Below are 14,275 nucleotides of genomic sequence, written 5' to 3' on the forward strand. Positions count from 1 at the left end.
GGCCTTTTTCTTTGGAACCAATGGGTTGATCGAAATAGTTCTAAATTTGCAGGAACTTCTTGGGATCTCCGCTGATGTCCGCCCCTGAATCTCCGCCCACCGGCACGTCCCGCTGGCGCATGGTCGGCCCCGGAATCGTCGTGGCCGTCACCGGGGTCGGCGCGGGCGATCTTGTTGCGACGCTCGTCGCCGGGGCGCGTTATGGCTATGCCCTGCTGTGGGCGGCCGTGATCGGCTGCATCCTGAAGATCGCGCTGGCGGAGGCCACGGGGCGCTACCACCTCGCCACCGGCTCCACCATGCTGGAAGGCTGGCGCTCGCTGGGCCGCTGGACCAGCTGGTATTTCGGCATCTACATCCTGCTGTGGGGCTTTGTGTATGGCGGCACCGCCATGAGCGCGACGGCCCTGCCGCTGGCCGCGCTGTTCCCGGATGTGCTGCCCTTTTGGGCGTGGGGGGCGATGTCTGGCATCGCCGGGGCGGTGTTCGTGCTGTTCAACCGCTATGCCATGTTCGAAGCGGTGATGAAGATCTTCATCGCGCTGATGTTCATCACAGTCGTCAGCCTTGCCTTTCTGGTCGCGCCCGACCTCGGCGCGGCGCTGTCGGGCCTTGTGCCCAGCCTGCCGGATGGCTCCGCCATTTACACGCTGGGGCTGATCGGCGGCGTGGGCGGCACCATCACGCTGGCGGCCTATGGCTATTGGGTGAATGCCAAGGGCTGGCGCGGCCCGGCGTGGATTCCGATGATGCGGCTGGACAATCGCGTGGCCTATATCGCCACCGGCATCTTCGTCGTCGCCATGCTGATCGTGGGTGCGGAGCTGTTGCACAGCGCCCATATCGCCCTGTCCGGCGGGGATCGCGGCTTGCTGGACCTTGCCGATGTGCTGCGGCAGCGCTTTGGCGGGCCTGTCGCCACCATGTTCCTGTTCGGCTTTTTCGCCACCACATTCTCGTCGATTCTGGGCGTCTGGCACGGGGTTTCGTTGCTGTTCGCCGATTTCGTGCGCAACCTGCGCGGGGGCGCGGACGCAGGACTGGCACATGATCTGGAAACCACCGCGCCGTTCCGCTTCTATCTGTTCTGGCTGACGTTTCCGCCGATGCTGCTGTTGCTGCTGGGGCAGCCTTTCGCGCTGATCATCGCCTATGGCGCGTTCGGGGCTTTTTTCATGCCCTTTCTTGCCATCACGCTGATCTGGCTGCTGAATTCATCGCGGACGCCGCGCGAATGGCGCTCCGGCTGGCTCTCCAACGCGTTGCTGGGCGCAGCGGCGCTGCTGTTCCTGATCCTGTGTGCGGATCAGGTGCGCTCGTTACTTTGAAAGTACGAACAGCGCGTGATCGGCGCGCAGGTTGGGCCAGCTGCTGACCCGCTGATCGCCGCTCAGATAGGCCTCTCGTTCGATCGTCAGCCCCATCTCCGTCGCTAAAGCCTTGAAATCGGCGATGGTGCAGAAGTGGATATTCTCGCTTTCATACCAGCTGACGGGCAGGCTGCGCGTAACCGGCATGCGGCCGTGCAGCGCCAGATGCGCCCGCACCCGCCAAAAGCCGAAATTGGGGAAGGCCACCACAGCTCGCCGCCCGATCCGCACCAGTTCGGCCAGCACCTTGTGCGGCGCCTCCATTGCCTGCAGCGTTTCCGAAAGAACGGCATAATCCACCGAGCCGCCGGGGAAGGCGGCCAGATCATGCGTCGCATCGCCCTGCACCACGGACAGACCGCGCGCCACGGCTGCGGCGACCCGTTCGGCGTCGATCTCGATGCCGCGCCCGTCCACCTGCCGCATATCGCGCAGCCATGCCAGCAGCCGCCCGTCTGAACAGCCGACGTCCAGCACGGAGGCACCTGTGGGAATCTGATCCGCCACCTGTTGCAGGCGGATGGGAAGGCCGCTCATGGTTCCTGCTCCACCGCCTTCAGGAAGCCATCCACCACTTCGGTAAGGCCGGGCGTTTCCAGCAGGAAGGCGTCATGGCCGAACGGGCTGTTCAGTTCCACGAAGCTGGCGTGCCGCCCCGCCGCCACCAGTGCCTGCACGATGCGGCGCGATTCGGCAGTGGGGTAAAGCCAGTCGCTGTCAAAGGAAATCACGCAGAATCGCGCCGATGTCGCCTTGAAAGCATGCGCCAACTGGCCGCTATAACCCTCTGCCAGATCGAAATAATCCAGCGCGCGGGTGATATAGAGATAGGCGTTGGCGTCGAACCGGTCGACAAAGCTCATCCCCTGATGCCGGAGGTAGCTTTCGATCTGGAAATCCGCATCGAAGCCGAAGCTTTTCACATCGCCCTGTTGCAGATGTCGCCCGAACTTCGCCGTCAGCCCCGCTTCCGACAAATAGGTGATGTGCGCCGCCATCCGTGCGACCGCCAGCCCCTTGGCCGGACCTTCGCCCGCGCCATAGGCCCCGTTCTTCCACTTGGGATCGGCCATGATCGCCTGCCGCCCGACTTCGTGGAAAGCGATGTTCTGCGCGCTGTGCCGCGCCGCGCTGGCGATCACCAGCACCGAACGCAGCCTGTGCGGATAGCTGGCGGCCCATTGCATCGCCTGCATCCCGCCCATCGAGCCGCCCACCACGGCCAGCAGTTTCTCCACCCCCAGCATATCCAGCAGGCCCGCCTGCGCGCGGACCATGTCGGCGATGGTGATCACCGGGAAGCGCAGCGCCCATGGCTTGCCATCCTCCGGGTGGGGGCTGGCGGGGCCTTCACTGCCCATGCAGCCGCCGATCACGTTGGAACAGATGATGAAATGCCGTTCAGGATCAATGGGTTTCCCCGGCCCCACCATGCGCTGCCACCAGCCGGGCTTCCCCGTCAGCGGATGCTGGCTCGCCACATATTGATCGCCCGTCAGCGCGTGGCAGATCAGGATGGCGTTGGATTTGTCCGCGTTCAGTTCCCCCACGGTTTCGAAGGCGACAGCCGGGCGCGGCAGCGTCTGCCCGCTGTCCAGCGGCAGGTCTGCGGGGAGGCGAAGGCTGTGATGGGCGACTTTGGGCGACACGAGGCGAGCGCCTAGCAGCGCAAGCGGCGCGTGGCAAAGCCCCCACCCTCTTGCTCGCTCTCTTGCTCGCCCTCTTGCTCCCTGCGCGCCAGCACCGTAACGGCAACGCCCATGAACGGACCGACCCCCAATCCATGGATCACCGAAATCGAAGCCTATAAGCCCGGCTCTGCGGGCAGCGGCGCTGTGAAACCGGTGAAGCTCTCCTCCAACGAAAACCCGTGGGGTGCCAGTCCGCTGGCGCTGCGGGCGCTGGCCGAGGCCGCCGACGGCAGCAACCGCTACCCGGACGGCACGGCGGAAAAGCTGCGCCACAAGATTGCCACGCTGCACGGGCTGAACCCCGAGCTGGTGGTGTGCGGCACCGGGTCCGACGAGATTTTGCAGCTGCTGCCGCAAATCTACTGCAAGCCGGGCGACAGCGTGGTCTATGTGAACCACGGCTTCATGGTTTACCCCATCGCCGCCCGCCGCGCCGGGGCCGTGCCGCTGGCCGCGCCGGATGTGGATTACACCGCCGATATCGACGCGATTCTGGCCACCGTGCGGCCCGACACCCGCATCGTCTATCTCGCCAACCCCAACAACCCCACCGGCACGATGATTCCGGGCAGCGAAGTCGCGCGGCTGCACGCCGGGCTGCGCCACGATATCCTGCTGGTGCTGGATCAGGCCTATTGCGAGTATCTGGACGAAGCCGATCCGGATGGCGGCCTTGCACTGGCGCAGAGCGCCAACAATGTGCTGGTCACCCGCACCTTTTCAAAGATTTACGGGCTGGGAGGCTTGCGCGTGGGCTGGGCGACCGGCCATGCCGCCATCATCGGCGAGATCAACCGGGTGCGCGCGCCCTTCCCCATTTCCGTGCCCGCGCTGGCCGCAGCCGAAGCCGCCATCGACGATCAGGATTTCGTCGCCCGTTGCCGCGCATGGAATCGCGAACAGCGCGAACGGCTGGCCGCCGCCATCGGCCGGCTGGGCAACAAGGGCTTCACTGCCGTGCCCTCCGAAGGCAATTTCATCCTGATGACCTGCCCCGAAACCGGCCCGTTGACGGCGGAAGCGGTGTATAAAGGGCTGGCGGCGCGCGGCTTCATGACCCGCTGGCTGCCGGGGCAAGGGCTTCCCCATGCCGTGCGCATTTCCATCGGCACGGCGGATGAAACCGGCGGCGTGATCGAGGCACTGAACGACATCACGGCCAGCGCCTGATGCTGCCGTTCGCGCGCGTCTCCATCATCGGGCTGGGGCTGATCGGCTCCAGCCTGGCGCGCGCGATCCGGGCGAAGATGCCGACCGTTCGCATCACGGGAACCGATGCCGATCCGGGCGTGCGCGAACGGGTGCGCGAACTGGGCCTGCTGGACGATGTGGCGGATTCGCCGGGTGCGGCTGTGGTGGATGCCGATCTGGTGGTGCTGGCCGTGCCGCTGGGCGCGTTCGCGGCGGTGGGCGCAGAGATCGCCCCGGAACTGGCGGCGGGTGCCGTGGTGTCTGACGTGGGATCCGCCAAGCAGATCGTCGTCGATTCGCTGGGGCCGTTGCTGCCCGAAACGATCCATCTGATCCCCGCGCACCCGGTGGCGGGCACCGAACGCTCCGGGCCGGACGCCGGGTTCCCGACGCTGTTCGAGGGTCGCTGGTGCATCATCACCCCACCGCCCGGCGCGGATGAAACGGCGCTCGCGCGGCTGTCGGAATTCTGGAGCCGCCTTGGTTCCAAAGTCGATCTAATGGAGCCGCGCCACCATGATCTGGTGCTGGCCGTCACCAGCCATATCCCGCACCTGATCGCCTATTCCATCGTCGGCACCGCCGCCGATCTGGAAGGGGTGACGCGCGGCGAGGTGATCAAATATTCCGCAGGCGGTTTCCGCGATTTCACCCGCATCGCCGCATCAGACCCGACGATGTGGCGCGACGTGTTCCTGACCAACAAGGACGCCGTGCTGGAAGTGCTGGGCCGAGTGAGCGAAGATCTCGCCGTGCTGCAACGGGCGATCCGCTGGGGCGAAGGCGACGCCCTGTTCCAGCGCTTCGCCAGCAGCCGAGACATCCGCCGCGCCATCATCGACGCCGGACAGGATACGGCAGACCCGGATTTCGGACGGCAGCATTAAAAGCGCGCCTCACTCGCTCTCCAAGTCCTCCTCGCTCTGTGCTGCCACTATTCGATTCGCCAACCCGTGTGGATGCCCTGCTCTAGCAAAGGCCCCCATTTGCCGGTTGCGCAGCTTCGGATCGTTGATCGGCGGGCCGAATGGCCCCAGCCTTTTGCGGCGGGCGAAATCGAGGGCTGCGGCCCATGGGTCATGGCCTTCCAGCGCTGTGCTGCGGGTGTCTGCGTCGATTCCATAGGCGCTCAGCGCCGCCTGTACCCGCCCTGCCCCCATGCCGCGCCGGGCTAACCCTCGCGTTCGCGCTTCGGCGAAGGCGGCGTCGTTCACATAGCCCAGCGTCACCATCCGTTCGGCGATGGCCTCCGGGTCTGGTGGGGGGGCATCTTCTTTCCAGCCGCGCGCGCGGATTTTCTGCTGCAGCAATCGCAGCAAACGGGCGCGGCTGGTCTGGAATCGCTCCAGATAGCGCAGCGCAATCGCCTCCAGCGCCGCCTGATCCAGCGGGGGCGGGGGCTTTTTCGGCCCTTTGCTGCGTGTATCCCGGCCCATCTGCCACCTTGCTGCCACAGTTCGGGCCTGTTTTGAACCACTAGAGGGTTCATTGGCGGCATGCAGGATGCCGTTAACCGTGCTATGGGCCGAAGATGCCAGGCCGGATTTCGGCAAGTCGCACGCCTGCTGCCCCTGGAGAGGCCCTGATCTGGAATGACCGTGGACGACGCCAACACCATCCCGGCTGCCGCCGAGCTGACGCCGACCCCCCTTCTGTCCGGAATCCCGTTCGTGACGGGCCGCTACCAGACGCTGACCGAAGCGCTGGATTATGCCGCCACGGGTGCCACCGGCTATAATTTCTATGACGCGCGGGCCAATCTCGTGCGCGTGCTGCCCTATGCGGAGCTGCGCGAAACCGCGCGCGCCCATGCGCTGCGGCTGATCGCCCATGGCGTGAAGCCCGGAGACCGGGTTGCGCTGATCGCTGAAACCGGGGCTGAATTCGCAGCCGCCTTCTATGCCGCGCTCTATGCGGGCGTGCTGCCGGTGCCGCTGCCGTTGCCCACCAGCTTCGGCGGCCGCCAAGCCTATGTGGAACAGATTCGCGTGCAGCTTTCCAGCTGCGATCCGGTGCTGGTGCTGGGGCCGGACAGCCTGAAGCCAATGTTCGCGGAAGCCGCCGAAGGGCTTTCCCTCGCACTGGGGTGGGCCGAGTTCGAAGCGCTGCCTGCCCCCGCCGCCGAACTGCCCGCCGCCAACCCAGACGCCATCGCCTATCTGCAATATAGCAGCGGCTCCACCCGCTTCCCGCATGGTGTCGCCGTAACGCACCGCGCGGTGACGGCGAACCTGACGGGCCATGCGCTGAGCATGGAGCTGGCCGTGGGCGATCGCGGCATCAGCTGGCTGCCCTGGTATCATGACATGGGGCTGGTGGGCACCTTCCTGTCGCCGATGGCGGTGCAGCTGTCGGTGGATTTCATCGCCACCGACGATTTCGCCCGGCGTCCGCTCAGCTGGCTGACGCTGATCAGCCGCAATCCGGGCAACAGCCTCTCTTACTCGCCCACCTTCGGCTATGACATCTGCGCCCGCCGCGTCTCCACGCAGACGGATGTGGCGCACCGCTTCGACCTGTCCCGTTGGAAAATCGCGGGCAATGGCGCGGACATGATCCGCCCCGATATCTGCCAGGCCTTTGTCGATGCCTTTGCACCCGCCGGGTTCCGCGCGGAGGCTTTCACCCCCAGCTATGGGCTGGCCGAAGCCACGCTTGCAGTTTCGGTGGCACCGGCCGGGCAAGGAATCGTCTGCGACCTGATCGACGAAAAACGCCTTGCGGGCGAAGGTTTTGCAGACAGTTCTTCAGAATCTGGAAAACCCGTCCGCTATCGCGCCGTCGTCGATTGTGGCGTGGCGGTGCACGGCCTCACCATCGAAATCCATGACAGCGCCGGCAAGGTGCTGCCGGATCGCCAGATCGGCCGCGTGCTGGTGAAGGGCGAAGGGATCATGCAGGGCTATTTCCGCGATCCCGAAGCGACCGCCGCCTGCCTGTCCGCCGATGGCTGGCTGGACACCGGCGACATGGGCTATCTGGTGGACGGCCATATCTTCATCGTCGGCCGCGCCAAGGACATGATCATCCTGAACGGCAAGAACCATTGGCCGCAGGATATCGAATGGGCCATCGAGCAGCTGGAAGGCTTTAAGGCCGGTGACATCGCCGCCTTCTCCATCACCACGCCGCAGGGCGAGGAAGCTCCTGCCGTGCTGGTGCAATGCCGCACCACCGATCTGGACGAGCGCGCCCGGCTGAAAGATGCCATCCGCACCAAGGTTCGCGCCATCACCGGCATGAACTGCGTGGTGGAACTGGTGCCGCCGCGCACCCTGCCCCGCACCTCGTCCGGCAAGCTTAGCCGGGTGAAGGCGCGCCAGCTTTATCTGTCTGGCGAAATCGTTCCGTTCGACGTTGCGGCCTGAGGCAACAGCCCCAGCCGTTCCCGGAAGAAGCTGATCGTTCGTATCTCGGCATCCTTGCCGGGGCCGCTTTCGGGCAGGTGCACCGTCAGAACCGAATGCGGGGCCATGCCGGTGCCCTGCCGCGCGTCGGCATCGTCCAGCTCGATGGCGACGAAGCGGTCGCCCAGATCCTGCGCGTAACGGGCGAAGCGGGCATCCGGCACCAGCTTGTCGCTGCGATAGCGCAGGCCCAGCACCGTCAGATCGTCGCGCTGGAACCGCTCCCGCACGCAGGCGACTTCTTCCGGTGAGGCGTCGATCTCTCCCGCCTTGCTCTTGCGCAACGGCAGCGAGGGCTGGGACAGCACCGGGGCGATGACAGACGGGTCCGTCGCCATCGCCAGCGCGAAGCCACCGGTGAAGCACATGCCCACCGCGCCGACGCCGGGGCCGCCGCATTGCGCATGGGCGTGGCGGGCCAGCGCCCGCAACCAATCCACGAAGGGGCTGCTGCGCCCGCCGTTCCAGATGGCGAACTCGCGCCGGATGCAGATGATTCCGGCAACGGTGCCAAGCATATAGGCCGAACTCAGCGGGCGGCCCGGCGTGCCGAACAGGCTGGGCATGAATACCGTCATGCCTGCCGCCACCAGCCGGTCCGCGAAGTCCACCACCTGCGGGTGCAAGCCGGGAATTTCGTGGATCACGATCACCGCAGGTCCAGACCCACGCCGATACACCGGCCGTGTCCACTGGCCGTCGGTGAAATCCTCGCAGGCATAATCCGGCAATGGCATGGCGCAAGGCTCTGCGCGGAAACCCCGGCTGTCAAGACGGCCTCGCATCCCCTAAAGGCTGCCACCATGACGCCCGATGCGCTTCCAAACTGGGTGGATCGCCTGCCGCCCCGCGCCGCCCTTTATGCGCGGCTGGCCCGATTCGACCGGCCTGCAGGCATCTGGCTGCTGTTCTGGCCCTGCCTGATGGGCGCGTTTCTGGCCCCGCCCGCAGGCTGGTGGCGCTGGTGGCCTCTGTTCCTGCTGGGCAGCATCGCCATGCGCGCGGCGGGCTGCGTGTACAACGACATCGTGGATCGCGATCTGGACGCGCAGGTCGCCCGAACCGCCAACCGGCCCGTCGCCAGCGGAGCGATTTCGCTGCGCAGTGCCTGGGCTTTTCTGCTGGCGCTGTCTCTGGTGGGGCTGGGCGTTCTGCTGGCCCTGCCCTTCGCCGCGCAACTGGTGGCGCTCGCCTCTCTGCTGCTGGTGGCCGCCTACCCCTTCATGAAGCGCATCACATGGTGGCCGCAGGCGTGGCTGGGCCTCACCTTCAACTGGGGCCTGCCGGTGGGCTGGGCGGCCGCCGAACCGGCGCTGCGCGCCGACCTGCCCACGATGTTGCTCGCCTATGCCGCCGCCTTTTTCTGGACGCTGGGCTATGACAGCATCTACGCCGCGCAGGATGTGGAGGATGATGCGCTGGCAGGGGTGAAATCCTCCGCGCGGGCGCTCGGGGCCCGGCTGAAGGCCGGAGTCGCGCTGTTCTACACCCTCACCATCGGCCTGCTGGCGGCGGCGCTCTGGCGCTGGACGGGCAGTGTCGTGCCGCTGATCGGCCTGCTGCCCGCCGGGCTGCATCTGGGCTGGCAGGCGCTCACGCTGGACCCGGCCGATGTCGGCTCCGCGCTGCGCCGCTTTCGCGCCAACCAGTTCGGCGGCTTTCTACTGTTGCTGCCCATCCTGCTTGCCGCCCTCATCCGCGCGGCCTAAGCCGGGCAGATGCTGACACCTGACGCCGCGCTCGAACGCCTCGATTTTCTGCTCTCCCTTGCGGCGAAAGCCGGAGCCGATGCGGCGGATGCCGTCTATTTCGGTGAATCCTCGCTGGGAATCGGCGTGCGGCTGGGGCAGCTGGAAGATATCGGCCGTTCAGAGGGCGAGGAGATCGGCCTGCGGCTGTTTCTGGGTGCGCGGTCCGCGCAGGTTTCTGTTTCGGATTTGTCCAAGGCAGCGCTGGCCGAAGCGGTGGAGCGCGCCGTGGCCATGGCGCGCGAAGCTACGGAGGACAAATTCGCGGGCCTCGCCCCGGCAGAGCTGCTGACCAGCGGCCCGTTCGCCGATTTCGACCTGTTCGATCCCGCCGCCGAATTGCTCAGCCCCGAACAGCTGAAGCTGATGGCGCTGGAGGCCGAGGATACGGCGCGCGCCGTGAAAGGCATCAGCAACAGCGAGGGTGGATCGGCCAGCGCCGGAACCAGCGTTTCGGCGCTCGCCACGTCGGCCGGTTTCCGGGGCGCGGCGCGGGGCACCTCCGTCTCCACCTCCGCCGTGGTGATCGCCGGAGAGGGGGCGGACAAGCAGCGTGATTATGACTGGCATCAGGCCCGTCACCTGTCCGATCTCGAATCGCCCGCGCTGGTGGGCCGCCGGGCCGCCGAGCGCACACTGGCGCGGCTGAACCCCGCCAAGGCCCCAACCGGGCAGATGCCGGTGATCTTCGACAAGCGCGTGTCCGCCAGCCTGATTGGCCATCTGCTCGGCGCGATCACCGGCAGCAGCATCGCGCGGAAAACCAGCTTTGTGCTGGGGCATGAGAAGGAACCGCTGTTCGGCCCCGGAATCACCATCCGCGACGATCCGCACCGCCATCGCGGCCTGCGTTCCCGTGCGTTCGATGCGGAGGGGCTGGCGACCGCGCCGCGCGCCATCGTGGACAAGGGGATGCTGACGGGCTGGCTGGTGGACAGCGCGTCGGGCCGTCAGCTGGGCCTGCCCCCCACCGGCCACGGCAGCCGGGGCAGCAGCGGCCCGCCGGGCGTCTCCACCTCCAACCTCTGGCTGGAGCCGGGCAGCAGTTCGCCCGAACAGCTGATGTCGGATATCAAGGATGGCCTCTATATCAATGAATTGATTGGCATGGGCGTAAACCTGCTCACCGGGGATTACAGCCGGGGCGCAGGCGGATTCCGCATCCGCAACGGCCAACTCGCCGAGCCGGTGACGGAAGCCACCATCGCCGGGCACCTGCGCGACATGTTCAAGGCGCTGATCCCCGCCAACGATCTGGAGTTCCGCCACGCCACCGACGCGCCAACGATCCGCGTGGATGGACTGACTGTGGCAGGGCAATAGGCGGGGCGATGAGGGGCTTCGGGGCGGCAGTCCCCTCGCCTCTCCACACGTCACCCCGGACTTGATCCGGGGTCCAGCTGTTCTTCAGCAGCGTTGCGGATGAAAGCTGGACGCCGGATCAAGTCCGGGGTGACGGTTATGGTTGGTGGTGAGGTCAGTGGGTCAGGCCCGGCGTTGACACCCCCTCTCCATCTCTCCCCCTTGCAGGGGGAGAGAGCCGCGTTGCGCCGCAGGCAATTGAATCTGATCAGCTCCACTTGCTTGGAGTTGGGCCGCTTTGCCAATCTTGAGGGTGCAGGGACATCATGTCCCTGCTGGGTTCCAAGGGCAAAGCCCTTGGCCGCCGGAGGCAAAGCTCCGCTTACACCCCTAACTGCCGCACAATCTGTGCCGCAACCTTGTCCAGCCCCGCCGCAACAGCCCCCGTCTCCATCGGCGCGCCCGCGTCTGAGGCTGCGACCACTGCCGGGTCCAGTGGCAGGTTCGCGATAACCTCTGCGCCCAGTCCGCTGTCTGCCGGGGGTTGGCCGAAGGGGTGCAGCACCTGGCCGTCTGGCATGGCCATGCCGGCCATGTTCATCACCACGCCCAGCACCGGCACTTGCAGTTGCTCGAAGAAGGCGACGGCGCGGCGGGCATCTGCGCGGGCGAGGGCCTGTGGCGTGGTGACGACGAGCGCGCCGGAGGGGGCGAGTTTCTGCGCCAGCGACAGGTGGATGTCTCCGGTGCCGGGCGGGAGGTCTACCACCAGCACGTCCAGCTGGCCCCAATCGGCGACTGTCGCCATCTGCACCATCGCGCCTGCCACCATCGGGCCGCGCCATGCGACGGCCTTGTCCGGATCGGCCATCACGCCCATGCCCAGCATCTTCAGGCCATGGCTTTCCAGTGGAATCAGCCGTTTATCCGCCGTGGCGCGTGCCCGTTCCTTGATTCCCAGCAGGATATGCACAGACGGCCCCTGAATATCCGCATCCAGCAGGCCCACTTTCAGCCCGCGCCGTTTCAGCGCCAGCGCCAGCGCCACGGCGATGGTGGATTTGCCCACCCCGCCCTTCCCTGCGCCCACGCCGATGATGTGCGCCACGCCCGGCACGGCGCTGCCTTTGGGGGCCGGCCCGTCGCTGCGATCCGCCGTCTGGATAACCCGCACGCTGCTGAAACCGGCCAGTTTCAGTGCCTTGTCGATTCGGCTTTCCAGCGCCTGCGCCGCTGCGCGGGCCAGATCCTCCACGCCCAGCACCAGCCCCACGCCGCCTTCGTCGCGCACGACGAGGCCCGAGACCCGGCCGCTGGACAGCAGGTCTCCGGGTCGGACCGGATCGGCGATTGCCTTCAACGTTGCTTCCGCGACATCCTTGCCCGGCATCCTCGCCCCTCGCTTTCCGTGAAGGCTGCCCCTATATCCCCAACAGGAGATGCTGCAATCCGGATACAATCCGGGCCAGCAGTTCGCGACAGCACATCGCAGCACATTGCAGCACATGGGGACGGGAAAGGCCTACATGCCCTGGCAGAACAACGAGGACGGTGACGGTTCGGATGGCAAGGGGGGCGGTCGCCGCAGCCCTTGGGGCGGATCGGCGGGAAGCTCTGGCGGACCGGGCAATCAAGGCAAATCCGGTCAGGGCGATGGCCCGCGCAACCCTTGGGGCGAACCGCCCCGGCCGCGCGGTAATGATGACCGCGGCCGTGGCAGTGGCACTCCCGATTTCGACGAATTCATCCGCCGCAGCCAGGAACGGCTGCGCGGCCTGGGTGGCGGGCAAGGCGGCGGCAGTGGCGGCGGAAGCGGCCGGAGCAGCGGCATGCCGGACATTCCATGGGGCCTTGTGGCGGGCGGGCTGGCGCTGGTGCTGATCGCCACCACCTCTGCCTATCGCGTGGATGCGGGCGAGCGTGCCGTGATTACCCGCTTTGGCCAATATAATTCCACCAGCGGCCCGGGCTTCCACCTGAAGCTCCCTGCGCCGATCGATCAGGTGACGAAGGTGAAGTTCGAGGATATCCGCACCGATCTGATCGGCGCGACCGATGGCGACGCGGAAAATCTGATGATCACCGGCGACGGCAATGTGATCAACATCGCCTATGCCGTGCGCTGGCGCGTGAACAATGCCGAGAATTTCCTGTTCCAGATCGCCAATCCGGAGGCGACCGTCCGCGACGCCACCGAAAGCGCGATGCGGGAAATCGTCGCCCGCTCTACGCTGAACAACGCCATCGGCCCGGAACGCGCGGCGATTGCCGAACAGGTGCGCGAACGGGTGCAGGAAATCCTCGATTCCTATGGCTCGGGCGTGCTGATTCAGGGCGTGGATATCAACAAGGCCGACCCGCCCGCCGCTGTGGACGAAGCCTTCAAGGATGTGTCCGCCGCGCAGCAGGATGCGCAGCAGTTTCTGAATCAGGCGCGCGCTTATGCCCAGCAGGTGCAAGCGCAGGCCGCAGGCGCCACCGCCGCATTCGACAAGGTGTATGAACAATATCGGCTGGCGCCGGAGGTAACCCGCAAGCGTATGTATCTGGAAACGATGGAAAATGTCCTGGGCAAGGTGGATACCACCATCATAGAGGCCCCCGGCGTGCAGGCGTATCTGCCGCTACCCGAGGTCCAGCGGCGCGCCGCTGCCAATCGTGAAGCCCAGGAGGCGCAGAAATGACCAGTCAACGCGCCCTTCTGTTCGGCGGGATCGGCCTCGTCGCGCTTGGCATTCTTGCTGCAGTCGCCGTTGTGCGGGTGCCCGAGGACAAGCAGGCGATCATCCTGCAGTTCGGCCGCCCGGAAGCGACGGTGAACACCTATCAGCCGAATCAGCGCTTCGGGGAAACCGGGGCCGGGCTGGTGCTGAAGACGCCGTTCTTCCAGAACACGGTGTTCGTGGACAAGCGAATCCGCTCTCTGGATATCGCGCCGCAGACGGTGCTCTCCACCGATCAGCTGCGGCTGGTGGTGGATGCCTTCGCCCGTTTCCGCATCACCAACCCGGTGCTGATGTATCAGACGGTGCGCACGGAGGAACGGTTGCAGGAGGAACTGTCGCGCATCCTCTCGTCGCGAATCCGCAACGAGCTTGGCAAGCAGCGCTTCGACGCGATGCTGTCACCGGAACGCGGCCAATCCATGGACGCGATCCAGCTGGCGGTGAACCGCTCGGCGCAGGCCTATGGCGCGGAGATCATCGATGTGCGCATCAAGCGCGCAGACCTTCCCTCCGGCACGCCGCTGGAAGCCGCGTTCGAGCGGATGCGCACGGCACGGCAGCAGGAAGCGCTGACGATCCGCGCGCAGGGCGCGAAAAATGCGCAGATCATCCGCGCCGAAGCCGATGCGGACGCCGCGCGCGTGTATGCGGAAAGCTTCGGCAAGGACCCGAACTTCTACGCCTTCTATCGCTCGATGGAGGCCTATCGGAAGAGCTTCGCGCAAGGAAACAGCAATGTCGTGCTGAGCCCCAGCAACGAATTCCTGCGGGAATTCCAGGGGCGGCGCAGCAATTGATGAAGGCGTCCATTACGGCTCGACTTCGATTCTGAACAGTTCA

The 14,275-nt window shown here is 66.1% G+C and carries 13 protein-coding genes; 8 read left to right on the forward strand and 5 right to left on the reverse strand.

Features of this window, described 5'->3' with window-relative positions:
• Positions 1-74: 74 nt before the first annotated feature.
• Positions 75-1,328 (forward strand): Nramp family divalent metal transporter, encoded by a 1,254-nt coding sequence (locus FJQ54_RS14960; RefSeq protein ID WP_140929227.1) that lies wholly within the window; start codon positions 75-77, stop codon positions 1,326-1,328.
• On the opposite strand, the gene metW is transcribed toward FJQ54_RS14960, so the two are convergent.
• Together metW and metX are read right to left on the reverse strand one after the other, a co-directional pair.
• Positions 1,320-1,907, reverse strand: a complete 588-nt coding sequence (metW, locus tag FJQ54_RS14965; RefSeq protein WP_140929228.1) for a methionine biosynthesis protein MetW — start codon at positions 1,905-1,907, stop codon at positions 1,320-1,322. The genes FJQ54_RS14960 and metW overlap by 9 nt on opposite strands.
• Positions 1,904-3,019, reverse strand: a complete 1,116-nt coding sequence (metX, locus tag FJQ54_RS14970) for a homoserine O-acetyltransferase MetX (RefSeq protein WP_268920590.1) — start codon at positions 3,017-3,019, stop codon at positions 1,904-1,906. Before metX ends, metW begins: the two co-directional genes overlap by 4 nt.
• 111 nt (positions 3,020-3,130) lie before the next feature.
• On the opposite strand from metX, the gene hisC reads away from it, so the two are divergent.
• Together hisC and FJQ54_RS14980 are read left to right on the forward strand one after the other, a co-directional pair.
• Positions 3,131-4,231, forward strand: a complete 1,101-nt coding sequence (gene hisC / locus FJQ54_RS14975; RefSeq protein WP_140929229.1) for a histidinol-phosphate transaminase — start codon at positions 3,131-3,133, stop codon at positions 4,229-4,231.
• The gene (locus tag FJQ54_RS14980) at positions 4,231-5,139 is read left to right on the forward strand and encodes a prephenate/arogenate dehydrogenase family protein (RefSeq protein WP_140929230.1); all 909 of its coding nucleotides are present in this window, start codon (positions 4,231-4,233) and stop codon (positions 5,137-5,139) included. Before hisC ends, FJQ54_RS14980 begins: the two co-directional genes overlap by 1 nt.
• A gap of 9 nt (positions 5,140-5,148) precedes the next feature.
• Here FJQ54_RS14980 and FJQ54_RS14985 read toward each other — a convergent pair whose 3' ends face one another.
• Positions 5,149-5,688, reverse strand: a complete 540-nt coding sequence (locus tag FJQ54_RS14985) for a regulatory protein RecX (protein WP_140929231.1) — start codon at positions 5,686-5,688, stop codon at positions 5,149-5,151.
• 156 nt (positions 5,689-5,844) lie between these two features.
• Between FJQ54_RS14985 and FJQ54_RS14990 the strand changes: the two genes are divergently transcribed.
• Positions 5,845-7,620 (forward strand): fatty acyl-AMP ligase, encoded by a 1,776-nt coding sequence (locus FJQ54_RS14990; protein ID WP_140929232.1) that lies wholly within the window; start codon positions 5,845-5,847, stop codon positions 7,618-7,620.
• On the opposite strand, the gene FJQ54_RS14995 is transcribed toward FJQ54_RS14990, so the two are convergent.
• Positions 7,578-8,396: a dienelactone hydrolase family protein gene (locus tag FJQ54_RS14995; RefSeq protein ID WP_140929233.1), complete on the reverse strand. Its 819-nt coding sequence runs from the start codon at positions 8,394-8,396 to the stop codon at positions 7,578-7,580. The two genes, FJQ54_RS14990 and FJQ54_RS14995, sit on opposite strands and share 43 nt — an antisense overlap.
• Positions 8,397-8,462: 66 nt before the next feature.
• Here FJQ54_RS14995 and ubiA point away from each other — a divergent pair, with 66 nt between their 5' ends.
• Together ubiA and FJQ54_RS15005 are read left to right on the forward strand one after the other, a co-directional pair.
• Positions 8,463-9,368: a 4-hydroxybenzoate octaprenyltransferase gene (ubiA, locus tag FJQ54_RS15000; RefSeq protein WP_140929234.1), complete on the forward strand. Its 906-nt coding sequence runs from the start codon at positions 8,463-8,465 to the stop codon at positions 9,366-9,368.
• A gap of 9 nt (positions 9,369-9,377) precedes the next feature.
• Positions 9,378-10,730, forward strand: coding sequence for a TldD/PmbA family protein (locus FJQ54_RS15005; RefSeq protein ID WP_140929235.1), 1,353 nt, complete (start codon positions 9,378-9,380; stop codon positions 10,728-10,730).
• 361 nt (positions 10,731-11,091) lie between these two features.
• On the opposite strand, the gene FJQ54_RS15010 is transcribed toward FJQ54_RS15005, so the two are convergent.
• Entirely contained in the window at positions 11,092-12,099 is a 1,008-nt protein-coding gene (locus FJQ54_RS15010; RefSeq protein WP_140929236.1) for a P-loop NTPase, read from the reverse strand.
• Between the two features lie 49 nt (positions 12,100-12,148).
• On the opposite strand from FJQ54_RS15010, the gene hflK reads away from it, so the two are divergent.
• Together hflK and hflC are read left to right on the forward strand one after the other, a co-directional pair.
• Positions 12,149-13,393: an FtsH protease activity modulator HflK gene (hflK, locus tag FJQ54_RS15015; protein WP_235890482.1), complete on the forward strand. Its 1,245-nt coding sequence runs from the start codon at positions 12,149-12,151 to the stop codon at positions 13,391-13,393.
• Complete coding sequence (gene hflC / locus FJQ54_RS15020) at positions 13,390-14,232, forward strand: protease modulator HflC (protein ID WP_140929237.1); 843 nt, start codon at positions 13,390-13,392, stop codon at positions 14,230-14,232. Before hflK ends, hflC begins: the two co-directional genes overlap by 4 nt.
• Positions 14,233-14,275 lie beyond the last annotated feature (43 nt).

It is taken from the genome of Sandaracinobacter neustonicus (assembly GCF_006385875.1).
In the GTDB taxonomy this organism is placed as follows: Bacteria; Pseudomonadota; Alphaproteobacteria; order Sphingomonadales; family Sphingomonadaceae; genus Sandaracinobacteroides; species Sandaracinobacteroides neustonicus.